Raw genomic sequence first — 24,657 nt, 5'->3', positions numbered from 1 at the left:
TGTCACCAGCGGCCCGGCTCGGTGCCGACGATCGGGTCCGACGGCTTGCCGTCCACGCCGACCGGTATGTCGCCGGTGAGCATCACCCGGTGCATGGTGCGCGGGAAGCCGAGGTGGGCGTTGTCGCTGGGGGCGAGGTGGATGGTGGCCCGGTTGTCCCAGAAGGCCACGCTGCCCGGCTCCCAGCGGAACCGGACCGTGTACTCGGGCCGGGTCGCCTGCGCGAGCAGCATCTCCAGGATCGCGGCGCTCTCCGCACGGGAGATGTCGGTGATCCGCTCCAGGTAGTAGCCGTTGACGAACAGCACCCGCTCCCCCGTCTCGGGGTGCACCCGTACCAGCGGGTGCACGGAGGCGATCTGGTGGTCCAGGAGGTGGCGTACGTACGCGTCGTCGCCGGGCCGCGGCTGGTAGCCGACGCCGAGCCGGTGCTCGGCCCGCAGTCCGTCCACGAACTCCCTTACCGGCTGCGACAGTCCGGCGTACGCGGCCGCCAGATTCGACCAGGTGGTGTCGCCGCCGTACGGCGGGACGGTCTCCGCGCGCAGGATCGTCGCGGCGGGCGGGTCGACGCGGGCGCCGTGGTCGCAGTGCCAGCCGCGCAGAAGGGTGTGCCTGCGTCGCTCCAGCCACTCCTCGTGCTCCATGCCGAACCGGCCGCCCAACTCCAGCCGGTCGGCGGTCGTTTCGACCTCGGGGAAGCCTGCCGGTGACGCGCTGCCGCGCCGCCCGAGCACCACCGGTTCCCCGAAGCGGCGCGCGAACGCCACATGCCCGGTGTGGTCGAGCCGTTGCTCCCGGAAGAACACGACCTTCCAGCGCAGCACCGCCGCCCGGATCGCGGCGACCACGGCGTCGTCGAGTTCACCGGCCAGGTCGACACCGGTGATCTCGGCCCCGATGTGCCCGGAGGCCGGCCGCACCTCCATGCCGTCCACGCGCACCGTCTCGTCCGTAGTCGTACCGCTGCTGCTGTCCGTGGTCATGCCCGCTCCGTCGTCGTACGTGCCCGGCCGGTCGTCCGTACCAGGTCCTCCCTACCGGGGTCGTACCCAGGTCGTACGGGTTCCAAGGAAGATCGTGTCAGCGATCCCCGCACAGGGCGACCGGGGTTCAGGTCGCCCATACTGGGTGGGCCGCACAGTCAAGGGAAGGTCCGACCGTGATCAGCATCCCGACGCATACGCTCAACGACGGCACGAAGATCCCCGCCATCGGCCTGGGCACCTGGCCGATGGACGACGCGACGGCCGAGGAGGCGGTCGCCGGTGCGTTGCGCATGGGCTATCGCCTGGTGGACACGGCGACGAACTACCGCAACGAGACCGGCGTCGGCCGTGGCATCGCCCGCAGTGGCGTACCGCGCGAGGAGATCCTCGTGACGACGAAGCTGCCGGGTCGCCACCACGGTTACGAGGAGACCCTCGCCTCCTTCGAGGAGTCCCGGGCGCGGCTCGGCGTGGAGTACGTGGACCTGTATCTGATCCACTGGCCGCTGCCGCGCGTCGGCAAGTTCGTCGATTCCTGGAAGGCGATGATCAAGCTCCGCGAGGAGGGTCTCGTCCGGTCGATCGGCGTCTCGAACTTCACCCCCGGGCACATCGAGCAGTTGGAGAAGGAGACCGGCGTCCTGCCCTCCGTCAACCAGATCGAGCTGCACCCGCTGTTCCCGCAGGACGAACTGCGCGCTTTCGATGCCGAGAAGGGTGTTCTCACGGAGAGCTGGAGTCCTCTCGGACGCGGTTCCGAGCTGTTGAACGACCCGGCTGTGGTGACGGTCGCCGAGGCCTTCGGCGTGACCCCGGCCCAGGTGGTGCTGCGCTGGCACACCCAGCTCGGGGCCATCCCGATCCCCAAGTCGGCGGACCCCGACCGGCAGCGCGCGAACCTCGACATCTTCGGCTTCGAACTCGGCCCGGCCCAACTGGCCGCCATCGCCGACCACACGCCGCAGCGGCTGGGCGGGGACCCGGAGACGCACGAGGAGTTCTGAGAAGCCCGGGAGTTCCGGGACTTCCGGAAGTCTGAGAGTTCCCGGGATGGAAGTCGGCGTTTCTGCCCCCAACTCGCCTTCCCTGCCTCTATGTTCACGGCGGATGCTCAGGATCTCATCGGAAGGTTCTCGTATGCGCACCGCGTTCCGTACGGCCGTGACCGGGTCGGTGGCCGCCGCCGCTCTGCTCGTCGGCGGCACCGCCCAGGCGACCCCGGCAGGCCCCGGAGTCACCGCCAAGCTGATCAGCCAGACCACGATCGGCGACACCGACTACACCCTGCGCGAGATCACCATTCCGCCCGGCCAGGCCACCGGCTGGCACTACCACGACGGTCCCCTCTACGGCATCGTCAAGCAGGGCACGCTCAGCCACTTCGACTCCAGCTGCGCCTCCGACGGCGTGTACCGGGCGGGCAGCCCCATCCAGGAACCGGCCGGTTCGGGCAACGTGCACATCGGCCGCAATCTGGGGAACGTCCCTCTCGTCCTCGACGTGCTGTACGTCCTGCCGCACGGATCGCCGTTCTCGGAGGACGCGCCGAACCCGGGTTGCCCCTTCGAGTGAGCCGAGCCGAGCCGTCAGTCAATCGGTCGGCAGCGGCTGTTCCGCCCAGATCGTCTTGCCGCTGCCGGTCTGCCGGCTTCCCCAGCGCTGGGTGAGCTGGGCGACGAGGAGGAGTCCGCGTCCGCCCTCGTCGTTGGCGTGGGCGCGGCGCAGATGCGGTGAGGTCGAACTGCCGTCGGAGACCTCGCAGATGAGGGCGCGGTCCCGGATCAGGCGGAGCTGGATGGGCGGTTCGCCGTACCGGATCGCGTTGGTGACGAGTTCGCTGACGACGAGCTCGGTGACGAAGGACTCCTCGTCCAGTCCCCAGGCGGCGAGTTGCTCGGTGGCGGCCTGCCGGGCCCCGGCCACGCGCGCGGGGTCTGGTTCGATGTCCCAGGTGGCGACCCGGTCGGCGCCCAGTGCCCGGGTGCGCACCAGCAACAGGGCCACGTCGTCGCTGGGTTCCTCCGGCATCACGGCCTTCAGCACCACGTCGCACAGCGCGTCCAGCGACTCGGCGGACGTGGTGAGCGCGCGGCACAGTTCCGCGGTGGCGTGGTCGACGTCGCGGTCGCGGTCCTCGATCAGGCCGTCCGTGTAGAGGGCGACGGTGGCTCCCTCGGGAAGCTCCAACTCCACCGCCTCGAAAGGGAGTCCGCCGACGCCGAGCGGTGGTCCCGCGGTCATGGGGACGAGGCTCGCGGTCCCGTCGGGCAGGACGACGGCCGGCGGCGGATGCCCGGCCGCGGCCGTCGTGAGGCGGCGCGAGACCGGGTCGTAGACGGCGTAGAGGCAGGTGGCGCCGAGTTCCGCGACCTCGTCGCCGGTGTCGTCCGTCGCGAGGTGGGTGACCAGGTCGTCGAGGTGGGTGAGGAGTTCATCGGGTGGCAGGTCCACGTCGGCGAGGGTGCGGACGGCCGTGCAGAGGCGGCCCATGGTCGCCGAGGACGCGATGCCGTGTCCGACGACGTCGCCGACGACCAGCGCGACGCGGCTGCCGGACAGCGGGATCACGTCGAACCAGTCGCCGCCGATGCCCGCGAGCGACCCGGAGGGCAGATAGCGGTGGGCCACCTCGACCGCCGCCTGCCCGGGCAAGTCCCTGGGCAGCAGGCTGTGTTGGAGGGCGAGCGCGGTGGAGCGCTCGCGGGCGAAGCGGCGCGCGTTGTCGATGCAGACGGCGGCCCGGCTGGCCAACTCCTCGGCGAGTACGGCGTCGTCGGCGGCGTAGTCGTCCGGGTGGGCCATGCGGACGCCCACCGCGACGCCGAGCGTGGTGCCCCGGGCCCGCAGCGGCACCGCGATCATCGAGTGGACTCCCTTGCGGTGCGAAATCCCCTCGGGGGAACGGGCGTTGCGGTCGTCGACCCAGCGGACGAAGTCGGGTTCACCGGCCTGACTGCGCACCGCCCGGCCCTCGCGCAGGGCCCGCACGGGTGGCGAGAACGGCGGGTAGACGTCCGTCTGCCCCAGGGGTACGGCGGCGTCCGGCGCCCCCTCGGTGACGGAGCCGTGGGCGACGCGCCGCAGCACGATCTCGCCGTCCGGGGCCGGTGGTTGTTCGTCCGCGCCGAGCACCCACGGGAGCAGGTCCACGCTCGCGAAGTCGGCGTAGCGCGGTACGAGGATCTCCACCAGTTCCTCGGCGGTGCGGACCACGTCGAGGGTGGTGCCGATGCCGGCCGCCGCCTCGTTCAGCAGGGCCAGCCGCTGCTGGGCGAGATACTGCTCGGTGCTGTCGAACGCGGCGAGGGCGACCCCGGTCACGTCGCCGGAGTCGTCCTTGAGGGGCCACATCTCGATGCTCCAGGCGTGCTCCCGGTTCAGGGCGGGAGCGCCCGCCCAGCTGTTGTAGCGGACCGGCCTGCCCGTCTCGGCGACCAGGCGCAGGTTGCTCAGGAAGCTGTGGCTGTGCTCGGCGTCCTCGACGCTCTCCGGGAAGAACCGGCCGATCAGGACGTCCTCGGGCACTCCCATCACCCGGCAGGCGACGTCGTTGAGGCGGAGGTAGCGCTGCTCGGTGTCGAAGACGGAGAGCGACATCGACGCCTGCTGGAAAGCCTGCTCCGCCAAGGTGGGCTCGGGTGCGGGCGCCGGTTCGGCGGGGGGTTCGGCGGTGAGGACGTATCCGTCCGGTGCGCCGTCCGCTCCGAGCACCGGGCACGCCCGCACGGTGAGCGGGAGCGGGGTTCCGTCCCGGTGTCGTAGGACCAGGGTTCCCGTCAGCGCGGCCAGGGCCGTGGTGGAGGGAGGTTCGGCGAGCAGTGCCGCCACCGACCGGCCCACGGCCTCCTCGGCCGGGTATCCCGTCAGTGACCGGGCACCGTCGCTCCACCCCGTCACGATGCCTCGGGCACTGATGACCGCCGCGGCGGAGGCCTGCTCCATATCGTCCAGGATGGTCCCTATACCGCGCCGCAACAACCGCGATACGGCATTTGTGGCCCCTGTGTCACTTCCGATGGGCGCGGAGGGCGGCGAGGGCGCGGTCGGCGTGGGTGTTCATCCGCAGTTCGCTGGAGACGACCTCCAGGATCGTGCGGTCCTCGCCGATGACGAACGTGGCCCGCTTGGTCGGCGCGAGCGAGAACCCGCGCTTCACCCCGAACCGCTCCCGGATCGTCCCGTCGGTGTCCGAGAGGAGCGGCATGCCGAGGGTGTGCTTCCCGGCGAACTCCTGCTGCTTGTCGACGGAGTCGCCGCTGATGCCCACGGGCCGCGCGCCGACGGCCGCGAACTCGGCGGCCAGATCCCGGAAGTGGCAGGCCTCGGCGGTGCACCCGGCGGACAGGGCGGCCGGATAGAAGAACAGCACCACCGGCCCCTCGGTGAGCAGTTCCGTGAGGCTGCGCTCGGCGCCGGTCTCGTCCGGCAGCGTGAAGTCCTCGACCTTGTCACCGACGTTCAGGCGTCCCGTCATGACCGTCCCTCCCCATTCTTCGCGACACTACGGGCCCACAGTACGAGGGGTACCTGCAACGGCAGCCGCCCGAGGGCCGCCGCCTTCTGCGGGGTCGGGCGGTCCCGCCAGTCCAGCGCCATCTTCACGTTGGCGGGGAACACGCCGACGAAGAACCCCGCCGCGGCCAGTGCGGCCATACGCCGGGTACGCGGCGCCGCGATCCCCGCGGCCAGCGCCAGTTCGACGACACCGCTCGCGTACGTCCAGGTGCGGGGCGACCCCGGCAGAGCGCGCGGGATCGTCGCGTCGAACTGTTTCGGCGAGGCGAGATGGGCGACTCCCGCGGTCGCCAACAGACCGGCGAGCAGCAGCGACGAGCGTTCGGACCGTGGCACGGTTCCTCCTCTGATGACCTGCCGCGCGATGTTACTCCACGGTAGACGGGCGGCGACGGTTGACCTTGCCCAAAGGTGAGGCCCGACGGTCGTGCGGAGACGAACGAGAGGAACCCGCATGAACGCGCGCTGCCTGATCCTCGACATCGGCGGTGTCCTGGAGCTCACGCCCAGGACCGGCTGGCTCGCCCGCTGGGACGAGCGCCTCGGCCTCCCGCCGGGCACGGCGGACCGACGCCTCGCCGACGTCTGGGAGGCCGGGGAGATCGGCACCGTCACCGAGAACGAGGTGCGCGAGCAGGTCGCCGCCCGGCTCGGACTCGACCCGGTGGACACCGAGTCCTTCCTGGCCGACCTGTGGGACGAGTACCTGGGCACCCCGAACACCGAACTCATCGACTACGTGGCAGGGCTGCGCCCGCACTGCCGACTGGGCATCCTCAGCAACAGTTTCGTGGGCGCCCGAGAACTGGAGACGGCGGCGTACGGCTTCGACCGGCTGGTCGACGAGATCGTCTACTCGCACGAGATCGGCGTCCGCAAGCCCGACCCCCGCGCCTTCGCCGTCACCTGCGCCCGGCTCCAAGTGCGGCCCGACGACTGCCTGTTCGTCGACGACTTCGCCCCCAACGTCGAGGCCGCCCGCGCCGCCGGGATGCGGGCGCACCTGTTCGAGGACAACGCCGGCACGGTCGCGCGGATCGCCGCACATCTGGACCCTACAATTTTGGTCTGACCTTTGATATGTTTCGGAACCGGAACCGGAGAAGGGTCCGCATTCCATGGACTTTGAGCTGACCGAGGACCAGGAAACGATCCGCAAGTCCGTCGCCGGACTGCTGCGCGACTTCGACGACCAGTACTGGATGGAGAAGGACCAGGCGCACGAGTTCCCGACGGAGTTCTACGACACCGTCGCGGGCGGCGGCTGGCTCGGGATCACGATCCCGGAGGCGTACGGCGGCCACGGCCTCGGCATCACCGAGGCCAGCCTGCTGCTGGAGGAGGTGGCGCGGTCGGGCGGCGGGATGAACGCGGCCAGCGCGATCCATCTCTCCATCTTCGGCATGCATCCGGTGGTGGTGCACGGCTCCGAGGAGTTGAAGCGCCGCACACTCCCGCGCATCGCCGACGGCGACCTGCACGTCTGTTTCGGCGTCACCGAGCCGGGCGCGGGACTCGACACCGCGAGCATCACGACGTACGCACGACGGGACGGCGACCACTACGTCGTCAACGGCCGCAAGGTGTGGATCTCCAAGGCCATGGAGTCCGAGAAGATCCTGCTGCTGACCCGAACCAGCAAGCCCGACGAGGTCGCCAAGAAGACCGACGGGATGACCCTGTTCCTGACGGACATCGACCGCGACCGGATCGACGTCCGCCCCATCCCGAAGATGGGCCGCAACGCCGTCACCTCGAACGAACTCTTCATCGACGACCTGCGCATCCCGGTCGAGGACCGCGTCGGCGAGGAGGGCCAGGGCTTCCGCTACCTCCTCGACGGCCTCAACCCCGAGCGCATGCTGATCGCCGCAGAGGCCCTCGGCATCGGCCGGGCCTCGCTCGACAAGGCCGTGCAGTACGGCAGGGACCGCGTCGTCTTCGGCCGCCCGATCGGCATGAACCAGGCCATCCAGTTCCCCCTCGCGGACTCCCTGGCGCACCTCGACGCGGCGGAACTCGTGCTGCGCAAAGCGACGTGGCTGTACGACAACGGGAGGCCCTGCGGGCGGGAGGCGAACACCGCCAAGTACCTGTGCGCCGACGCCGGGTTCACGGCCGCCGACCGGGCCGTGCAGACGCACGGCGGCATGGGCTACTCCGAGGAGTACGCCGTGGCCCGCTACTTCCGCGAGGCCCGCCTCATGCGCATCGCACCGATCAGTCAGGAAATGATCCTGAACTACCTGGGATCACACACGCTGGGACTCCCGAGGAGCTACTGAATGACCGACAGCACAGGGCTGTTCGACCTCACGGGCCGGTCGGCGCTGGTCACCGGAGCCGGGGGCGGCATCGGTTCCGCCGTCGCCGAGGCGCTGGCGCGCGCCGGTGCCGCGGTGCTGGTGACCGACGTCGACGAGTCGGCCGCCGCGGCCGTCGCGGGGAAGATCAACGCGGCGGGGCTGACGGCGGACAGCGCCGTACTCGACGTACGGGACCGGTCCGCCGCCGACGCGGCGGTGGCCCGCGCGGCGGCGCTCGCCGACGGGACGCTGCACATCCTCGTGAACAACGCCGGGGTCATCGCGCCGGCCATGTTCGACAAGCTGGAGGAGGAGGCGTTCCGGCGCGTCCTCGACATCCATGTGATGGGCACCTTCCACTGCGCGCAGGCCGCGCTGCCGTTCCTGCCGGAGGACGGCAGGGGTCGGATCATCAACGTCACCTCGTCGGCGGGCCTGGTCGGCACGCTCGGGCAGGTCAACTACTCGGCCGCCAAGGCGGGGATCATCGGGCTGACGAAGTCCCTGGCCCGCGAACTGGCGCGCCGGCGCGTGCTGGTCAACGCCCTTGCGCCGCTGGCCGCCACGCCCATGACGGAGACCATCCGCACCAACGAGAAGTTCTCGGCCCAGATGCTCGCCCGCATTCCACTGGGCCGATGGGCCGAGCCGGCGGAGATCGCGGGCAGTTTCGTGTTCCTCGCCTCGGACGCCGCCTCCTTCATCACCGGGCAGGTCCTGCCGGTGGACGGCGGCATGGTCATGTGACGGGCGACGTGCGCGCTGCGCGGCACGGTGATGTGACAGGCGGCGCGCGTGCTGTGTTGAATGGTTCAGCCAAAGAGGCCGAAGAGCGCGGCTTCCGACGAGAGGCCTGAACCTGTGCAGAGCGCCGAGCACTCTTCCCGCGCCCTTCGGGGGCGCGCCACGGCCGGCGAGCCCCGGCCGCGCTTCGACACGCTCACCGTACCGAAGGCGTCGGACGTGCTGGCGGCGGAGGTGCGCGAGCGGATTCTCTCCGGGGAGTTCACGGAGGGCACGGCGCTGCCGCCGGAACGGCAACTGGTCGAGCAGACCGGGCTGAGCCGCGCGACGGTGCGCGAGGCACTGCGCATCCTGGAGGTCGAACGGCTGCTGGAGATCCGGCCGGGGCGCGGGGGCGGCGCCTTCGTGCACCGGCCGGGGCGTGAATCCCTCGCGAACACCGTGCGGTTGGTGATCCGGGGGCAGCGGATCCGGCTGGAGGACCTGCACGAGACCCGGGAGGCGATCGAGCCCGCGTGCGCGGCGCTGGCGGCCAGGCGCCGTACGGACGCCGATCTCGCCGAGCTGGACGACGCCCACACGGACCTCGTGGCGGCGGGCGAGGACATCCAGCGCTTCCTGCGCGCCAACATCCAATGGCACAACGCCGTGGCGAGGGCCGGTGAGAACGAGCTTCTCATCGGGTTCATGAGCGCTCTCTCCCAGTCGATCCACGCGGCCACCAACATCGAGCAGTTCATGGACGCGGACATCCGCAAGCTCACCGCCCGTGCGCACGCCCGGATCACCGAGGCGATCCGGGACCGTGACAGCGAGGCGGCGATGCGCCGGATGACACGCCATGTGTGCGGCTTCGCCCGGGCGGCGGCCGAGGTGGACCGCCGGGACGGCGTGGAGCTCGTCGATCCGGAGAACTGACCCGACCGGAGAACTGACTCAACCGAAGACGAGAATGTGATTCTCTTCTTCGTGCAACACCATTGACAGTATCGGTCTGACCTTTAATACCATCCCGGTATGAGCAAGGTGACTCCCGTGCTGACCGTGGCCGCCGACGGAGACGTCCGCATCGTCACCCTGAACCGCCCCGACCGGCTGAACGGCGTGTCCGAGGAACTGCACCGCCGACTGTCGGAGGTGTGGCGCGAACTCGCGGACGACGCGTTGGCCCGGGCCGTCGTCCTCACGGGCGCGGGCCGCGCGTTCAGCGCCGGCGGCGACTTCGACCATCTCCTACGGCACCACACCGACCCGGAGCTGCGGGAGCGGTCGATCCGCCTCGACCGCACCATCCAGACCGAGATGATCCGCTTCCCGCTGCCGGTGATCGCCGCCGTCAACGGCCCAGCGGTGGGCCTGGGTTGCAGCCTCGCCCTGGCCTGCGACCTGGTGCTGATCTCCGAGGACGCCTACTTCGCGGACCCGCACATCTCGGTGGGCCTGGTGGCCGGCGACGGCGGGGTCACCCTGTGGCCGATGCTGACCAGCCTGCTGCGCGTGAAGGAGTACCTCTTCACCGGGGACCGCATCCCGGCCCCCAAGGCGGTCGAACTCGGCCTCGCCAACCGCACGGTCCCGCCCGGTGACCTGATGCGGGAGGCACTCGCCCTGGCCCACCGGCTCGCGGCCCAGCCCGCCGAGGCCCTCCGGGCCACCAAGCTGGCCCTCGCGGCGGTCGTCGAGCAGGTGTCGCGCGGCGGCATGGAGGCCGCGCTGATGGCCGAGCGGGCCACGATGACCAGCCCGGACCACATCCGCATCATCACCGAACTCGCGGCCCGCGCCGAACGGCGCGCCAACCCCCCCGAGGAGAACTGAGCGTGGACCGCGAGGAGTTCGTCCTGGTCCGCGACATGGTGCGCTCACTGGCGACCCGGTTCGGCGTGACATCGGCGGACGAGGTGAAACCGTCGACCCGGACGGCAGCCCAACAGGCCCTGGACGAACTGGGTTTGGCTGATCTACGACGCACCTCACCCCCGGCCGCGACCGCACAGGAGTGCGCGCTGCTCGCGGAGGAACACGGCCGCCACCCGCTCACGACGTCCCTGCTCGGCACGGTCCTGCTGGCTCCCGAGCTGCTCCGCCTGCTCGGCGACGACACCTCGCGGTCGACCCCCACCATCGCGCTCACCCGCGAACTCCGCTTCCCCGGACGGACGCCGCCAGATCTCGTCGCCTGGGACAGCGAGGGAGCCGACAGCGCGCTCCGCGTCACCGCCGAAGGGGCGGTCACCCGGGTCCGGTTGGGTTCGGCGGCACCGAGCACGGACCTCGTGCGCTCGGTGCGCGCGGTGCCGTCGGATGCTCCCGTGGAGGTCGTCGGCCGTCTCGACCCACCGGACCTACTCCGTTGGCAGGCTTACGCACTTGTCGTCGTGACGGCCGAACTGGTCGGCGCGGCGGGCTCGTTCGTGGAGCAGGCGGTCGAATACGCCCGCGTCCGACGCCAGTACGGACAGGCGATCGGCTCCTTCCAGGCGGTGCAGCACCTCCTCGCGGACGCGACCGTCCTGGTGGAGGCGTGCACCAGTGTCACGCGGTACGCGGCCTGGTGTCTCGACAACGAGCCGCCGGAGCGGGCCTTGACGGCGGCGCGTGTCGCCAAGGCGGAGGTCAACTCCTCGGCGCTGGAGGCGGTTTACGCGGGGATGCAGGTCTTCGGCGGTATCGCCCAGACGTGGGAGCACATCGCGCACCTGTATCTGCGCAAGGTGCGCCTTGGCGCGACGCTGCTGGCCACGACGGACGAGTTGCTCGCCGCGCTGGCCGTACCGGAGGTGACGCGATGACCGACACCCCGCTGGACTTCGGCGACCCGGCCGATCTGGACCGGCTGCGGCGGGAGTTCCGTGCCTGGCTGGCCGAACACCCGCTCCCCGAGCGGCAGTCGGGCGAACCGGTACCGGTCTTCCTGCGCCGCTGGCACCGTTTGCTGCACTCGGGCGGCTGGGTCGGCCTCGACGTCCCGGAGCGCTACGGCGGCCGGGGCCTGACCGCGCTGCACCAGGTGGCGATCAGTGACGAACTGGGCGCCTGCCGGGCCCCGGGCGTCCCCCGGATCGGCTATCTCGCCCACGCACTCCTGGAGTTCGGGTCGGAGGAGCAGCGACTGCGGTTCCTGCCCAGGATGTTGGCCGGTGACGAGGTGTGGTGCCAGGGCTTCAGCGAGCCGGGTGCCGGTTCGGACCTGGCGGGCATGAGCACCTTCGCCGAGCGGCACGACGACCACTACACGGTGCGCGGGCAGAAGCTGTGGACGAGCTACGCCCAGTACTCCGGCCTGTGCCTGCTGCTGGCCCGCACCGACCGCGCGGCACCGGCGCACAAGTCCATCTCGGCGTTCGTGCTGCCCCTGGACCGGCCCGGCGTGACGGTACGACCGCTGCGCGCGGCCAACGGCGACGACGAGTTCTGCGAGCTGTTCCTGGACGACGTCCGCATCGAGGAGTCCGAACGCATCGGCGCCGAGGGCGTCGGCTGGGCGCTGGCGATGACGACGGTGTCGTACGAGCGCAACGCCCTCGACACCGGGCACATCTCGAAGTACGGGCTGCTCGTCGAACGGCTGCGGCGCCATGCCGCCGAGCACCAAGGCGGCCTGCCCGACGGGCTGTTGTCCCGGATCGGCCGGTGTGTCGTGGACTACGAGGTCCTGGTGGCGCACGCCCGTCGCCGTACCGCCGAACGGCTCGCCGGGCAGGTCGCCGGCCCGGAGTCGTCCGTGGACAAACTCCTGATGACGAGGACCGAACAGCGGCTCTACGACACGGCACTTGAGGTGTTCCCGGCCGAACTGTCCGGAGAGGGCGGCGAGTTGTTCGGCGACTACCTCTACTCCCGTGCGGCCTCCGTCTACGGCGGCACCTCCCAGATCCAGCGGAACATCATCGCCAAGCGGATCCTGCATCTGCCCTCGAACGGCTAGCCCTGGAGCCAACTGATGCGCTACGACGACGAATTCCTGAGCATCCCGAACGTCATCAGGCTGGCGGCCAGGCGTTTCGGGGACGCCACGGCGCTCATCGACGGTGACCGCCGGTGGACGTTCCTGGAGTTGGAGGAGCAGATGGTCGACTCGGTCCGCGCCGTCATGGCACTCGGCGTCAAGCCGGGCGACCGGGTCGGGCTGTGCGCCCCCAACTCGGCGGAGTGGATCTTCGCCGCGCTGGGCATCCACGGCGCCGGAGCCATCCTCGTTCCGCTCAACACGCGGTTCAAGGCGCAGGAGATCTCGTACATCCTGCGGAAGTCGGAGGCGGCGGCCGTGTTCGCGTCGCCCTTCCTCGGCAACGACTACATCGGCGAACTACGGAAGGCCGATCCGGGACTGCCGGCCCTACAGAAGACGGTGTCCGTGCTCGGCCCCCAGGGAGCGGCCGAGGTGACCTGGAACAACTTTCTCGGCGCGGGAGAGGGCGTTTCCGCGTCCGCGGCCCATGAGTCGATCGACCGGTTGACGCCGGACAACGTGTCCGACGTGATGTTCACGTCCGGCACGACCGGCCACCCGAAGGGCGTGATGCTCACCCACGGCCAGTCCCTGCGCGCCTACGGGTGGATGGCGAAGGAGTACACCTTCGAGGCGTCCGACACCTTCCTGGTGATCCCGCCGTTCTTCCACTGCTTCGGCTACAAGGCGGGCTGGCTGGCATCGCTCATGCACGGGGTCACCGTCATCCCGATGCCCGTCTTCGACGCCGGTCGGGCGCTGGACCTCATCGCGAGGGAAGGGGTGAGCATCCTCCTCGGACCGCCGACGATCTTCCACGACCTGGTCAACCACCCGGACCGTGCCGCGCACGACCTGTCGTCGCTGCGGATCTCCATGACAGGCGGCACGACGATCCCGGAATCACTGATCCGCGCCGTGAAAACGGAGCTGTCGTTCGACATCGTGATGAGCGCCTACGGCCTGACCGAGTCGACGGCGCTGGTGACCACGACCCGCGTCGGCGACTCCGAGGAGACGGTCGCTCGCACCACCGGAAGCGCCATTCCCGGTGTCCAGGTCCGCATCGTCGCCGCCGACGGTCTCGACGTCCCGATCGGCCTCGACGGCGAGATCCTCGTCCGCGGCTACAACGTCACCCGCGGCTACTGGGACGACCCCGACGCCACCGCAGCGACGATCGACGCCGAGGGCTGGCTGCACACCGGGGACATCGGGCGGTTGGACGACGACGGCAACCTCGCCATCGTCGACCGCAAGAAGGAGCTGTACATCGTCGGCGGCTTCAACGCCTATCCGGCGGAGATAGAGAAGCTGCTTCTCGGCTGCGAGAACGTCCAGCAGGTCGCCGTGATCGGGGTTCCCGACGAACGGCTCGGCGAGGTCGGCTGCGCCTTCGTGGTCGCGCCCCCTGGGCGGACGCCGACCGAGGCCGAGGTCATCGCCTGGGCCCGCGAGCACATGGCCAACTTCAAGGTCCCCCGGCATGTCCGCTTCGTCGACCAACTCCCGCGCAACGCGAGCCAGAAGGTACTGAAGGACGACCTCCGGGCCCAGTTCACGTCCGCGAGCCGAGACGCGACGATCTGAGATGACGACAACAACAGGGCCGCTGGCCGGAATCACCGTGGTCGCGTTGGAGCAGGCGATCTCGGCCCCCATGTGCACCCGCACGCTCGGCGACTTCGGCGCCCGCGTGATCAAGGTGGAGAACCCCAAGGGCGGCGACTTCGCCCGCCACTACGACGATGTGGTCAAGGGCCTGGGAGCGCACTTCGTCTGGGTCAACCGGGGCAAGGAGTCGGTGGCCCTGGACCTGAAGACACCCGGCGGCATGGGCGTACTGCACCGCCTGCTGGAGCGCGCCGACGTCCTCGTCTCCAACCTCACGCCAGGCACCACGGCCAAACTCGGCGTCTCCCCCGAGGACTTGAAGACCCGTCACCCCGATCTCATCGCCGTCGAGATCGACGGTTACGGCCCCGGCGGCCCTCTCTCCCACAAGCGCGCCTACGACCTTCTCGTACAGGCCGAGTCGGGCGCCTGCGCGGTGACGGGCCACCCCGGGGCACCCGCCAAACCGGGCCCGCCGATGGCCGACGTGTGCAGTGGTCTCTACGCCGCCCTGTCGATCGTCGCGCTGCTGTGCGGCAGGGAACGCGGGGTGGGGCCGGGGCCCGCGGCCTCGTCCGTCGCGGTGAGTCTGTTCGACACGATGACGGAGCTGATGGGCTATCCCCTCACCTACACCCGCCACTCCGGCATCGAGCAACAGCCGCTCGGCATGAGCTCCCCCGCCGTGGCACCGTACGGCGCCCACCCCACGGCCGACGGCCACACCGTGGTCCTCGGCACGACGAACGACCGTGAATGGCAGCGCCTGGCACGGGAGTTGATCGACCGGCCGGATCTGGCGGACGACCCGCGCTTCGCGAGCAACGCCGGGCGGGTGGAACACCGCGCCGAGCTGGAGCCGGAGATCAGCGCCTGGTGCGCACGGCATGACCTCGCCTACGTGCAGGAGCGTGCGGACGCGGCCGGGATCGGCAACTCCCGCTACAACACGCCCAGCGACGTCATCGCCCACCCTCATCTACAGGCCCGCGACCGCTGGCGCGAGATCGACACCCCGTCGGGTCCGGTCCCGGCGCTGCTGCCGCCTCCGGTCATCGCCGGGTACGACCCGCCGATGGGCGCGATTCCCGCTCTCGGCCAGCACACGGACGCCGTACTGGCCGAACTCGGGCTGGCGGAAGAGGAGATCACCGTTCTCCGAGCGCAGGGAGCGGTGCGATGAGTGAGTGGCCGGTCCTGCTGACGAGCGACGCCGAGGGAGTGCGCACACTCACCCTGAACCGCCCTCACCGCAAGAACGCGATCGACGCCGAGCTGTGGGACGCCCTGAGAACGGCGCTCTCCGCCGTCGGCAGCGATCGTACGGTGCGTGCGTTGGTCCTGACCGGTGCCGACGGCGCGTTCTGCTCCGGGGCCGACATCCGCAACGGCGTCAGCAGCGAACATCCCCTGTACCGGATGCGGACCCTGAGCGAGGTCACGCTGCTGCTGCACGAGCTGCCGATCCCCACCATCGCCAAGGTGAACGGCGCTGCGGTCGGGGCGGGTTGGAACCTCGCCCTGGGCTGCGACTTCGTCGTGGCGACTCCGGACAGCACGTTCTCGCAGATCTTCGCGCGCCGCGCCCTGTCCCTGGACTGCGGCGGCTCGTGGCTGCTGCCGAAGCTGGTGGGGTTGCAGCAGGCGAAGCGGCTCGTGCTGCTGGCCGAGACGATCGACGCGGAGGAGGCCCGGGCCATGAACCTGGTGACGTGGGTCGAGGACGCCGACAAGATCGACGCTTTCGTGGACGACCTCGCCGCCCGGCTGGTGGCCGGAGCGCCGGTCGCACTCGCGCAGAACAAGGCGCTCCTCAACGAGAACGCCGATCGCACCCTGCGCGAGGCCCTTGCCGGCGAGGCACGGGCGCAGGCCATGAACTTCGCCACGGCAGACGTCCCGGAGGCGTACGCCGCCTTCGTGGAGAAGCGCCCGCCTCGCTACACGGGGAGCTGGGCGGTGCCGGGAACAGCGGCGCCAGGAACGGCCGTGCCGACAGCTACGGAGGACATGTGATGCGCGAGGCAGTGGTGGTGGAGGCCGTCCGTACCGCCGTCGGCAAGCGGAACGGCGGGCTCGCAGGTGTGCACGCGGCCGACCTCTCCGCCGTCGTCCTTCAGGCCCTTGTCGACCGCACGGGTCTAGACCCCGAGATCGTCGACGACGTGGTCTGGGGCTGCGTCGGCCAGTTGGGCGACCAGTCGAGCAACATCGGCCGCTACGCGGTGCTGGCCGCGGGCTGGCCCGAGACCATCCCGGGGACCACGGTCAACCGGGCCTGTGGATCGAGCCAGCAGGCACTGGACTTCGCCGCCCAGGCGGTCATGTCGGGTCAGCAGGACGTCGTGGTGGCGGGCGGCGTCGAGGTCATGAGCCGGATACCGCTCGGCGCCTCGCGGGCCGGCGGAACGCCGTACGGACCCCAAGTCCTCGCCCGTTACGAGGGGTTCTCCTTCAACCAGGGCGTCTCGGCCGAGAAGATCGCGCAGAAGTGGGGGCTGGGCCGGGGTGTCCTCGACGAGTTCGCCGCGCTGTCGCACGAGCGGGCGGCGGTCGCGCAGGACGGCGGGGCGTTCGACGCACAGATCGTGCCGGTGGCCGACGGCGCGAGGACGGTGACCGCCGACGAGGGCATACGGCGCGGTACCGGCGTCGACACTCTCGCGAGGCTGAAACCGTCCTTCCAGGAGGACGGGGTGATCCATGCCGGCAACTCCTCCCAGATCTCCGACGGGGCCGCCGCACTGTTGGTCACCACCCCTGAAAAAGCACGCGAGTTGGGGCTGACACCGATCGTCCGCTACCGCGCCGGCGTGGTCACCGGCTCCGATCCCGTCCTCATGCTGACCGGCCCGATCCCGGCGACCGAGAAGGTGCTGCGCAAGGCTGGAGTGGGGCTCTCCGAGGTGGGCGTCTTCGAGGTCAACGAGGCCTTCGCACCGATCCCGCTCGCCTGGCTGGCCGAGACCGGCGCGGACCCGGCGCTGCTCAACCCGCTCGGCGGCGCCATCGCCCTCGGGCACCCGCTCGGCGCGTCGGGCGCCGTCCTGATGACCCGCATGATCCACCACATGCGGGACCACGGAATCCGCTACGGACTCCAGACCATGTGCGAGGGCGGCGGCACCGCCAACGCCACCGTCGTCGAACTCGCTTCCTGACAGGGGATGTTGTGCGCCGAGACGTCTTCACCGACGACCACGAGGCGTTCCGCCGGCTCGCGCGGGACTTCATCGCCAAAGAGGTGGTCCCCCACTACGCCGAGTGGGAGGAGGCCGGCCGACTCCCCCGCGCACTCTTCGAACAGCTCGGCTCGCTGGGCCTGTTGGGTACGGCCGTTCCCGAGGAGTACGGCGGCGCGGGTCTCGCCGACTACCGCTACAACGTCGTCCTCCAAGAGGAATCGGCCCGCGCCCTGGTGACGTTGGGCACCGTGCGCACCCAACTCGACGTCGTGCTGCCGTACTTCCTCACCTACGCCGACCGGGATCAGCGCGAGCGCTGGTTCCCCGGCCTTGCCTCCGGGACGTTGCTGACCGCCATCGCGATGACCGAGCCGGGGACGGGGTCCGACCTCGCGGGGATCCGCACGACCGCCGTGCGCGACGGGGACTCGTACGTTCTCAACGGTGCGAAGACGTTCATCACCGGCGGACTCCTCGCCGACCTGGTGATCGTAGTGGCGCGTACCGCGACCGACCCGGACAACCGCCGCGCCGGGCTCACCCTGCTGGTCGTCGAGGACGGCATGCCCGGGTTCACGCGCGGCCGGGTGCTGCACAAGATGGGCATCAAGGTGCAGGACACAGTGGAGTTGGCCTTCGACGACGTACGGGTCCCGGTCGCCAACCGGCTCGGCGAGGAGGGCGCCGCGTTCGGCTATCTGGGCAACAACCTGCCGCAGGAGCGCATGACGGTGGCGGTCGGCTCGGTCGCGCAGGCACGGGCGGCGCTGGACACGACGATCTCGTACGTCAAGGAACGCAAGGCGTTCGGAAAGACGGTCGCCTCCTTCCAGAACACCAAGTTCGAACTCGCCGCCGTGGCAGCCGAGATCGAGGCCGCCCAGGCGATGCTGGACCGCGCGGTGCTCGAACTCGTCGCCGGTGAACTGAGCGGACCCGACGCCGCCAAGGTCAAATTGTTCTGCACCGAGATGCAGGCCCGCGCGGTCGACCGCTGCCTGCAACTGTTCGGCGGCTACGGCTACATGCTGGAATACCCCATCGCCCGGCTCTACGCGGACGCACGCATCACCCGCATCTACGCCGGGACCAGCGAGGTCATGAAGGTCATCATCGCCAAGTCCCTCGGATTGTGAGGCGGTTACGGTGCCGGACTTCTCCAGCAGACCAGGTGTCGCGTTCGTCGCGGGCGGCTCGGGCGGGATCGGGGCGGCGATCGTCCGACTCCTCGCCGAGCGCGGCAGCGACATCGTGTTCACCTACCGGGCCAACCAGGAGGCGGCGGACACGGTGGCCACCGAGGTCACGAAGCTGGGCCGTCAAGTCCGTTCGCTGCGAGTGGACTTGACCGACGAGTCCGCCACAGCCGAGGCCGTGTCGGAGGTGGGCGGTGGCATCCACACCCTCGTGTACGCGGCGGGCCCGCACGTGCCGATGCGGCACCTGAGCAAGGTGACGCCGAGCGAGTACCGCGCCCAACTCGAAGGCGACGCCGTGGCGTTCTTCAACCTGGTGCATCCCGCGCTGCCGCCGCTGCGCGAAAGCCGGGGCAACATCGTCGCCGTGACGACCGTCGCCACCCGCCGCTTCCCGGTACGGGACGGGCTGTCGTCGGGCGCGAAGGGCGCGGTCGAGGCGGTGGCCCGGGCGCTCGCCGCCGAGGAGGGCCGCTACGGCGTCCGCGTGAACTGTGTGGCACCAGGGATGCTCAACGACGGTATCGCCGGCCGTCTGATCAGCTCCGGCGAGCTGGACGAGGCCGCCCTCGCTGTGACCCGGCGCAACATCCCCATGCGCCGCTTCGGCGATGCGACCGACATCGCGGAGGCGGTCGCGTTCCTCGCCTCGGACCGGGCCGGGTTCATCACCGGGCAGGCGTTGGGAGTTGACGGCGGGTACAGCGTGTAGGTCACAGGGCGTCGATGCGCCGGCCGGCCACGTAGGCGGCACGGACCAGTTCCCCGGACAGCGTGCGGAGGACCTCGCGCAACGGTACGTGGAGCAGGCACAGGTCGGCGGCCGACCCGACCGTCAACCGGCGTGCCCGCGCCGGGTGTTGGGGCTCACCGGTGAACAGCCGCAGAGCAACCCGGGGTTGGAGTCGTTCCGCGTCGTCGCGTTCGGTCGCGGCCCGCATGACCGCCCAAGGGTCGGCGGTGCCGTACGGCGCGTCGGTGCCGGCGGCGAGCGGGACGCCCGCCTCGATCAGGGTCCGGCAACGGTAGAGGTGGGGGCGGTCGTCGGGGTCCACGTCGGTGGCGTACGCGGCGCCCCGCTCGACCGGGAAGTGGGGCTGGGTCACGACCGTCACTCCGAGCCGTCGTAGCCACGGAATCGTCTCGGCCGGGATCACCGACCCGTGCTCGATCCGGTCGCCGTCGGCCGGTCCCACCTCGTCCAGGGCGAGCAACGTCACCAGCAGCTGCACCCGGGTCACGCAGTGCACGGCGACCGGCCGGGGTCTGATCTCCCCTATGGTGCGAGCGAGTTGGGCGGGAGTGGGGAGTGTCGGATCGTCGAGCATCAGCTTCACCGGTTCGTCGACGCCCATCACCAGGAGCCGTTGCGGGAGGGCCGACAGCATCTGGGTGAGTCCGCTCGCGGGATGCGGGTCGGCGTTGGTGAACCCCGTGACGCCGAGCGCCGCCGCCCGCCGCCCAACACCCTCCAGATCCAAGCGAATTGGCGGCACGAACCCGCGCAGCCGCTCGTCCTCGCGCCAGAACCGCCCGTCGCCGTCCAGCCCGACCGCCCGAAGCGCGGCACTGTTCCACACCCACAGCGCACCGGTCCGATGCTGCACCCGCACCGGCCGATCCGGCGCGAGCGCGTCCAGCACCCACCGGTCCAACTCCCCCGCGACGCTCTCGTGATAGCCGACCGCCCGCACCCACTCCCCCGGCGGACCGCTCACCAGGGCCGCCGAAAACGCCGTACGGTCATGGACATCCGTCGGCCCGACGCGCACAGAGGCGGCGTCGGCGGCCAGCGCCGCGAGGTGTACATGGTGATCATGCAGGCCCGGCAGCAACGCACCGCCCCGACCGTCCACGTCACCCGCGCCCGTCAGCCCAGGCCCGATCTCGGCGATCCGCCCGCCGTCGATCCGTACGTCCACCGCCTCCGCGTGACCCTCGACCTCAACGTTCCTGATCAGCACGGCGGTTGGACCCGGGGTCGTGAATCCGCGAGTGTCGCGGCGCAGGCCGCCATGGAGACGCAGAGCAGTTCTCCGCCCCCCGCCGCGAGTGAACGGGCTACGGCCTGAGCGGCGAAGACTCCGGTGACGGGATCAGCGAGCGCGTCACCGAGGAAGACGGGGTCGCCGTTCGGGTCGCAACCCGTCAGTCCGCCGGCGACGGAAGCGTCGTCTCCGAAAGCGATACGGTCGCTCTCGCGTCCATATCCGGTGATGCCCACCCACACCCGGCCGGGACGGGCGGCAAGGAACTCCTCGGCACGGAGGCCGAGTCGGCGCAGCGCGCGCGGGCGTGACGCCTCGATGACGACGTCGGCCTCGGCGACGATCTCGTCCAGCGCACCCGGGGCAAAATCCACGACCAGGTTGTCGTGTCCGTCGTGCAGCCAGCGATAGAAGGCGGGCGTCCCGAAGCGCGCTCCATCGGGTCGGGTCGCGCTCTCCACCTTCAGCACCCGGGCGCCCGCCAGCCCCAACAGCCGCGCGGACAAGGGCCCCGCCCAGAGCGCGGAGAAGTCGACGATCCGTATCTCCGTCATCGCGCGGCTACTCCGTTCCCCGAACCGCTCGGCGTGCACCGCAGGCCGTGCACCTTGAGCCGATCCCGGTACCGCAGCGGCGATGCCGAGCAGCCGCGCACTCTCTACGGCCTCGGCGGCGGTAGCCCGTCTAACCGCGGCCCGCAGGCCCTCGGGTTCGTCCGGTGAGCCGAGAAGCGCCAGCAGTGCGGGTACGACGGCCAGGTCGTCGGGGCGGGCCAGGTTCACGGCAGCCCAGCCGTCGGTGGCTTTAAGAAGGTGGCAGGAACCGTTGGCGGATGTCCTGCCCGGGCGTTCCAGGCCGGCCAGTTGGGCCCGTAGGAACAGAGCGGTCGGGAGGTCGACCGGCACGCCCGTCAGATCCGTGAACAAGCGGGCGACGTCGACGAGGGGATCCAGGAACGGCTCGACGGAGCGCATCCAGTCGCGGAGAACATGATTCTCCATGAGTCGAACCCCCTTCTCTCCCGAGGTGATCTCAAATTACACTCCGGTCCACGCCTGGAGGGAGATCACTGTGGAGTCGCCCTTCGTGATCGTCGACCTGGACCACGCGCCCGAGGAGCGCGCCCACGCACAGGAAACGGAACCGCGTGACCGGGACCGCGTCGTGATCGGCGTGGCGGCGGAACCCAGGGAGCCGGTCGAGGGCTTCGACATCCTGCTCACCGGGGTTCCCGATCCGCCCAGGCCGTGGGTGGGGTGCGCGGACCCGCATGCCACGGCCCGGCAGCTGGGTGACCTCGTCGAGAACCGGCCCGCCGCGTGCGTCGCGCTCGTGCAGGTGCTGCGGATGGGTGGCGGGCTCTCGATCCCCGACAGGCTGGTTCTCGAATCTCTCGCGTACTCGACGCTTCAGGGTGGAGTGGACTTCCGGGCTTGGCTGGCCGCCGCGCCCCGGCGCACCCACCGTCCCGCCGAGACTCCCGTACGGCTCGGCCGTGACGGTCCCCGGTTGTCCATCACGCTGGACCGGCCCTGGGTGCGCAACGCGTTCGACGCGGCGACGCGGGACGCGCTGTGCGAGGCGCTCCAGGTGGCCGTGGCCGATCCGTCGATCAGCCGGGTCGATCTGTACGGCAATGGCCCGGCCTTCTGTAGCGGCGGCGACCTCGCCGAGTTCGGTACGTCGCGTGATCCGGCGCGGGCTCATCTCGTGCGGGTTCATCGGAGCCCGGGTGCGCTGCTGCACCGTTGCGCTCCCCGGGTGACCGCGCATCTGCACGGCGCGTGTGTCGGCGCGGGGATCGAACTCGCGGCGTTCGCGGGGCGGGTGGTCGCCGCGCCGGACACGGTGATCCGGTTGCCGGAGATCGGGATGGGGCTCATTCCGGGCGCGGGCGGTACGGCGAGCATCCCGGTCCGGGTCGGTCCGGAGCGAACGGCGTATCTCGCCCTGTCCGGGATGGAGTTGAGTGCCGAGGAGGCGTTGTGCTGGGGGCTCGTCGACGAGATCAGCGAGTTGGACGACGCGGCTACGGACCCTCAGCGAGCCTTCCAACACTGAGGCACCGCGCGCTTCGCACCGGTGTCCCCGAGACCATCCCGCGGTCTCGGGGACACCGGAGTTCGGTCACTTCCCGGTCCACACCGGTTCGCGGCGTTCGGCGAAGGCCCGTGCCCCCTCCACCGCGTCGGCGCTTCTGAACACCGAGTCGACCTCTGCCGGTTCGGCCCAACGGCGTTCTCGCATCAGCCTCTTGGTCATCGCGACGCCGAGAGGGCCGTTCTCGGCGATGCGTCCGGCCAGGGTCAGTGCCGTCTCCCGCACCTCTCCGGCCGGGACGGCGCGGTTGACCAGGCCGAACCGCTTGGCGTCCGCCGCGGTGACGAGGTCGCCGGTCAGGCCCATCTCCAGGGCGACGGCCAGCGGGACCCGGTCGGCGAGGGTCGTACCGCCTCCGGCCGCGAACAGGCCCCGCTTCACCTCCGCGATGCCCAGCTTGGCGTCCTCCGCGGCGACCACCAGGTCGCAGGCCAGGGCGAGTTCGAAGCCGCCGGCGAGTGCCGAGCCGTTGAGGGCGGCGATCACCGGTGTGGTGACGCCCTCGCGGAAGAACCACACCAGGCCGTCGAACTTGCCGCCGCCCTTCGCGAACGCCTTGAGGTCCATGCCGGCGCAGAAGACCGTTCCGGCGCCCGTGAGGACGATCACCCGGACCGCCGGGTCGGTGTCCGCCTCCCGGAGCACGGCTGACAGTTCGTCGATCAGCTCCGGGTTGAGGGCGTTTCGGGCCTCCGGACGGTTCAGCGTCGCCACGAGGACGGCGCCGATCCGCTCCGTCAGGACCAGGTCGCTCATCGGGCAGCCGCCGCCACAGCCGCCCGGGCCTTGGACCGGAACGCCTCCAACTTCTCGGCGGGCTCGATGAGTTGGTGGCTGCGGGAGCGGGTGCTGACGTCGTGGCCCTCGGCCGCCTTGCGCAGCGCGCCCACGGTGGCCTGTTCGCGCGGGATGTGCGCGAAGGGGTCGAAGGAGTACCAGCGCATCGCGTTCTCGTAGGTGATCTTCCTGGCCTCGTCGTCCGGGACGTCGCAACTCGACAGCACGTCGTGCAGCTGCTCAGGAGCGTCCGGCCACAGCGAGTCGCTGTGCGGGTAGTCGCCCTCCCAGCAGATGTTGTCGATGCCGATGTCGTGGCGCAGCCGTACGCCCAGCTTGTCGGTGATGAAGCAGGTCAGGAAGTGCTCCCGGAAGACCTCGGAGGGCAGCTTGCCGCCGAAGTCCTGGAGGGTCCAGGTCGAGTGCATCTCGAAGGTGCGGTCGAGGCGCTCCAGGAAGTACGGGATCCAGCCCGTTCCGCCTTCCGAGAGGGCGATTTTCAGATTCGGGAACTGCTTGATCGGAGGCGACCAGAGCAGGTCGGCGGCGGCGGAGACGATGTTCATCGGCTGGAGCGTGATCATCACGTCGGGCGGCGAGTCGGCGGCCGGCACGGCGAGCCTGCCGGAGGAGCCGATGTGCACCGACATGACGGTGTCCGTGTCGGACAGCGCGCGCCACAGCGGGTTCCAGTACGGGTCATGGAAGCTCGGGTAGCCGAGAACAGCGGGGTTCTCGGTGAAGGTGAGGGAGTGAACGCCCTTCTCGGCGACCCGGCGGACCTCCGCCGCGCACAACTCCGCGTCCCAGATGGCGGGCAGCGCCATCGGGATGAAACGGCCCGGGTACGCGGCGCACCACTCGTCGATGTGCCAGTCGTTGTACGCCCGGACAAGCGCGAGGGAGAAGTCCACATCCTTTGTGGCGAACAGACGGGCCGAGAAGCCGGGGAAGGACGGGAAGTTCATCTGGGCGAGGATGCCGCCCGCGTTCATGTCCTTGATGCGCTCGTGCACGTCATAACAGCCGGGGCGGATCTCGTCGAGGCCCTGCGGTTCGACGCCGTACTCCTCCTTGGGCCGACCGGCCACCGCGTTGAGCGCCGAGTTGGTGATGGTCGCGCCGCCGAACTGCCAGACGTCGGTGCCGTCGTCCCGGTGCACCAGCTGAGGCGCTTCTTTCTTGTACCGCTCGGGAAGGTGGTTCACGAACATGTCGGGGGGTTCGATGATGTGGTCGTCGACGCTGATGAGGATGAGGTCGTCGCGGTCCATGACGGCTCCTTACGGGG

Annotated in this window: 24 protein-coding genes; 16 read left to right on the top strand and 8 right to left on the bottom strand. The window is 70.3% G+C overall.

What is annotated here, in order from left to right; all coding sequences use genetic code 11:
• Window positions 1-2: 2 nt before the first annotated feature.
• A complete protein-coding gene (locus tag OG194_RS45485; protein ID WP_327406592.1) occupies window positions 3-986 on the bottom strand; it encodes a TauD/TfdA dioxygenase family protein in 984 nt (327 codons plus the stop codon).
• 176 nt (window positions 987-1,162) lie between these two features.
• Here OG194_RS45485 and OG194_RS45480 point away from each other — a divergent pair, with 176 nt between their 5' ends.
• Both OG194_RS45480 and OG194_RS45475 read left to right on the top strand, forming a co-directional pair.
• On the top strand, window positions 1,163-1,993 hold the full coding sequence (locus tag OG194_RS45480; RefSeq protein ID WP_327406591.1) for an aldo/keto reductase: 831 nt from the start codon (window positions 1,163-1,165) through the stop codon (window positions 1,991-1,993).
• Window positions 1,994-2,126: 133 nt separating this feature from the next.
• A complete protein-coding gene (locus tag OG194_RS45475) occupies window positions 2,127-2,561 on the top strand; it encodes a cupin domain-containing protein (RefSeq protein WP_327406590.1) in 435 nt (144 codons plus the stop codon).
• Between the two features lie 18 nt (window positions 2,562-2,579).
• Here the strand turns inward: OG194_RS45475 and OG194_RS45470 are convergent, their stop codons facing one another.
• The 3 genes from OG194_RS45470 to OG194_RS45460 form a co-directional block, all read right to left on the bottom strand.
• Window positions 2,580-4,931 carry an ATP-binding SpoIIE family protein phosphatase gene (locus tag OG194_RS45470; protein WP_327406589.1) on the bottom strand — a complete coding sequence of 784 codons (2,352 nt, stop codon included), beginning with the start codon at window positions 4,929-4,931 and terminating at the stop codon, window positions 2,580-2,582.
• Window positions 4,932-4,995: 64 nt separating this feature from the next.
• Window positions 4,996-5,463 carry a peroxiredoxin gene (locus tag OG194_RS45465; protein ID WP_327406588.1) on the bottom strand — a complete coding sequence of 156 codons (468 nt, stop codon included), beginning with the start codon at window positions 5,461-5,463 and terminating at the stop codon, window positions 4,996-4,998.
• The gene (locus OG194_RS45460) at window positions 5,460-5,840 is read right to left on the bottom strand and encodes a DoxX family protein (RefSeq protein ID WP_327406587.1); all 381 of its coding nucleotides are present in this window, start codon (window positions 5,838-5,840) and stop codon (window positions 5,460-5,462) included. The genes OG194_RS45465 and OG194_RS45460 overlap by 4 nt, the downstream gene beginning before the upstream one ends.
• A gap of 118 nt (window positions 5,841-5,958) precedes the next feature.
• Here OG194_RS45460 and OG194_RS45455 point away from each other — a divergent pair, with 118 nt between their 5' ends.
• The 13 genes from OG194_RS45455 (at window position 5,959) to OG194_RS45395 (ending at window position 19,213) form a co-directional block, all read left to right on the top strand.
• A complete protein-coding gene (locus OG194_RS45455) occupies window positions 5,959-6,576 on the top strand; it encodes an HAD family hydrolase (protein ID WP_327406586.1) in 618 nt (205 codons plus the stop codon).
• A 46-nt stretch (window positions 6,577-6,622) separates the two neighbouring features.
• Window positions 6,623-7,789 (top strand): acyl-CoA dehydrogenase family protein, encoded by a 1,167-nt coding sequence (locus OG194_RS45450; RefSeq protein WP_327406585.1) that lies wholly within the window; start codon window positions 6,623-6,625, stop codon window positions 7,787-7,789.
• A complete protein-coding gene (locus OG194_RS45445) occupies window positions 7,790-8,557 on the top strand; it encodes an SDR family NAD(P)-dependent oxidoreductase (protein ID WP_327406584.1) in 768 nt (255 codons plus the stop codon). It begins immediately after the preceding gene.
• Between the two features lie 114 nt (window positions 8,558-8,671).
• Window positions 8,672-9,472, top strand: a complete 801-nt coding sequence (locus tag OG194_RS45440) for a FadR/GntR family transcriptional regulator (RefSeq protein ID WP_327406583.1) — start codon at window positions 8,672-8,674, stop codon at window positions 9,470-9,472.
• A 99-nt stretch (window positions 9,473-9,571) separates the two neighbouring features.
• A complete protein-coding gene (locus OG194_RS45435; RefSeq protein ID WP_327406582.1) occupies window positions 9,572-10,372 on the top strand; it encodes an enoyl-CoA hydratase/isomerase family protein in 801 nt (266 codons plus the stop codon).
• Window positions 10,373-10,374: 2 nt separating this feature from the next.
• The gene (locus OG194_RS45430; RefSeq protein ID WP_327406581.1) at window positions 10,375-11,346 is read left to right on the top strand and encodes an acyl-CoA dehydrogenase family protein; all 972 of its coding nucleotides are present in this window, start codon (window positions 10,375-10,377) and stop codon (window positions 11,344-11,346) included.
• Entirely contained in the window at window positions 11,343-12,482 is a 1,140-nt protein-coding gene (locus OG194_RS45425; protein ID WP_327406580.1) for an acyl-CoA dehydrogenase family protein, read from the top strand. Before OG194_RS45430 ends, OG194_RS45425 begins: the two co-directional genes overlap by 4 nt.
• Before the next feature lie 15 nt (window positions 12,483-12,497).
• On the top strand, window positions 12,498-14,096 hold the full coding sequence (locus OG194_RS45420) for a FadD3 family acyl-CoA ligase (protein ID WP_327406579.1): 1,599 nt from the start codon (window positions 12,498-12,500) through the stop codon (window positions 14,094-14,096).
• Between the two features lies 1 nt (window position 14,097).
• Window positions 14,098-15,303 carry a CaiB/BaiF CoA transferase family protein gene (locus OG194_RS45415; protein ID WP_327406578.1) on the top strand — a complete coding sequence of 402 codons (1,206 nt, stop codon included), beginning with the start codon at window positions 14,098-14,100 and terminating at the stop codon, window positions 15,301-15,303.
• The gene (locus OG194_RS45410; RefSeq protein WP_327406577.1) at window positions 15,300-16,136 is read left to right on the top strand and encodes an enoyl-CoA hydratase/isomerase family protein; all 837 of its coding nucleotides are present in this window, start codon (window positions 15,300-15,302) and stop codon (window positions 16,134-16,136) included. The genes OG194_RS45415 and OG194_RS45410 overlap by 4 nt, the downstream gene beginning before the upstream one ends.
• Window positions 16,136-17,281, top strand: coding sequence for a thiolase family protein (locus tag OG194_RS45405; protein ID WP_327406576.1), 1,146 nt, complete (start codon window positions 16,136-16,138; stop codon window positions 17,279-17,281). The genes OG194_RS45410 and OG194_RS45405 overlap by 1 nt, the downstream gene beginning before the upstream one ends.
• A gap of 11 nt (window positions 17,282-17,292) precedes the next feature.
• On the top strand, window positions 17,293-18,441 hold the full coding sequence (locus OG194_RS45400; RefSeq protein ID WP_327406575.1) for an acyl-CoA dehydrogenase family protein: 1,149 nt from the start codon (window positions 17,293-17,295) through the stop codon (window positions 18,439-18,441).
• Between the two features lie 10 nt (window positions 18,442-18,451).
• Entirely contained in the window at window positions 18,452-19,213 is a 762-nt protein-coding gene (locus tag OG194_RS45395; protein ID WP_327406574.1) for an SDR family NAD(P)-dependent oxidoreductase, read from the top strand.
• A 1-nt stretch (window position 19,214) separates the two neighbouring features.
• On the opposite strand, the gene OG194_RS45390 is transcribed toward OG194_RS45395, so the two are convergent.
• Window positions 19,215-20,465 carry an amidohydrolase family protein gene (locus tag OG194_RS45390; protein WP_327406573.1) on the bottom strand — a complete coding sequence of 417 codons (1,251 nt, stop codon included), beginning with the start codon at window positions 20,463-20,465 and terminating at the stop codon, window positions 19,215-19,217.
• Window positions 20,459-21,490, bottom strand: coding sequence for a CoA transferase (locus tag OG194_RS45385; protein ID WP_327406572.1), 1,032 nt, complete (start codon window positions 21,488-21,490; stop codon window positions 20,459-20,461). Before OG194_RS45385 ends, OG194_RS45390 begins: the two co-directional genes overlap by 7 nt.
• 70 nt (window positions 21,491-21,560) lie before the next feature.
• Here OG194_RS45385 and OG194_RS45380 point away from each other — a divergent pair, with 70 nt between their 5' ends.
• Window positions 21,561-22,550, top strand: a complete 990-nt coding sequence (locus tag OG194_RS45380) for an enoyl-CoA hydratase/isomerase family protein (RefSeq protein ID WP_327406571.1) — start codon at window positions 21,561-21,563, stop codon at window positions 22,548-22,550.
• A gap of 66 nt (window positions 22,551-22,616) precedes the next feature.
• On the opposite strand, the gene OG194_RS45375 is transcribed toward OG194_RS45380, so the two are convergent.
• Complete coding sequence (locus tag OG194_RS45375) at window positions 22,617-23,345, bottom strand: enoyl-CoA hydratase-related protein (protein WP_327406570.1); 729 nt, start codon at window positions 23,343-23,345, stop codon at window positions 22,617-22,619.
• Window positions 23,342-24,640 (bottom strand): amidohydrolase family protein, encoded by a 1,299-nt coding sequence (locus OG194_RS45370; protein ID WP_327406569.1) that lies wholly within the window; start codon window positions 24,638-24,640, stop codon window positions 23,342-23,344. Before OG194_RS45370 ends, OG194_RS45375 begins: the two co-directional genes overlap by 4 nt.
• Window positions 24,641-24,657: the final 17 nt, after the last annotated feature.

It is taken from the genome of Streptomyces sp. NBC_01288, assembly GCF_035982055.1.
Lineage (GTDB): Bacteria > Actinomycetota > Actinomycetes > Streptomycetales > Streptomycetaceae > Streptomyces.
The sequence above is the reverse complement of the archived record's forward strand: the minus strand, read 5'-3'. Positions and strand labels throughout refer to the sequence as shown.

Excerpts from the sequence above, each read along its gene's own strand:
- OG194_RS45425 (WP_327406580.1), top strand. The coding sequence starts at position 11,343 with ATGACCGACACCCCGCTGGACTTCGGCGACCCGGCCGATCTGGACCGG.
- OG194_RS45465 (WP_327406588.1), bottom strand. The coding sequence starts at position 5,463 with ATGACGGGACGCCTGAACGTCGGTGACAAGGTCGAGGACTTCACGCTG.
- OG194_RS45370 (WP_327406569.1), bottom strand. The coding sequence starts at position 24,640 with ATGGACCGCGACGACCTCATCCTCATCAGCGTCGACGACCACATCATC.
- OG194_RS45445 (WP_327406584.1), top strand. The coding sequence starts at position 7,790 with ATGACCGACAGCACAGGGCTGTTCGACCTCACGGGCCGGTCGGCGCTG.
- OG194_RS45420 (WP_327406579.1), top strand. The coding sequence starts at position 12,498 with ATGCGCTACGACGACGAATTCCTGAGCATCCCGAACGTCATCAGGCTG.
- OG194_RS45435 (WP_327406582.1), top strand. The coding sequence starts at position 9,572 with ATGAGCAAGGTGACTCCCGTGCTGACCGTGGCCGCCGACGGAGACGTC.
- OG194_RS45475 (WP_327406590.1), top strand. The coding sequence starts at position 2,127 with ATGCGCACCGCGTTCCGTACGGCCGTGACCGGGTCGGTGGCCGCCGCC.
- OG194_RS45375 (WP_327406570.1), bottom strand. The coding sequence starts at position 23,345 with ATGAGCGACCTGGTCCTGACGGAGCGGATCGGCGCCGTCCTCGTGGCG.
- OG194_RS45470 (WP_327406589.1), bottom strand. The coding sequence starts at position 4,931 with ATGGAGCAGGCCTCCGCCGCGGCGGTCATCAGTGCCCGAGGCATCGTG.
- OG194_RS45415 (WP_327406578.1), top strand. The coding sequence starts at position 14,098 with ATGACGACAACAACAGGGCCGCTGGCCGGAATCACCGTGGTCGCGTTG.
- OG194_RS45485 (WP_327406592.1), bottom strand. The coding sequence starts at position 986 with ATGACCACGGACAGCAGCAGCGGTACGACTACGGACGAGACGGTGCGC.
- OG194_RS45385 (WP_327406572.1), bottom strand. The coding sequence starts at position 21,490 with ATGGAGAATCATGTTCTCCGCGACTGGATGCGCTCCGTCGAGCCGTTC.
- OG194_RS45455 (WP_327406586.1), top strand. The coding sequence starts at position 5,959 with ATGAACGCGCGCTGCCTGATCCTCGACATCGGCGGTGTCCTGGAGCTC.
- OG194_RS45405 (WP_327406576.1), top strand. The coding sequence starts at position 16,136 with ATGCGCGAGGCAGTGGTGGTGGAGGCCGTCCGTACCGCCGTCGGCAAG.
- OG194_RS45410 (WP_327406577.1), top strand. The coding sequence starts at position 15,300 with ATGAGTGAGTGGCCGGTCCTGCTGACGAGCGACGCCGAGGGAGTGCGC.
- OG194_RS45450 (WP_327406585.1), top strand. The coding sequence starts at position 6,623 with ATGGACTTTGAGCTGACCGAGGACCAGGAAACGATCCGCAAGTCCGTC.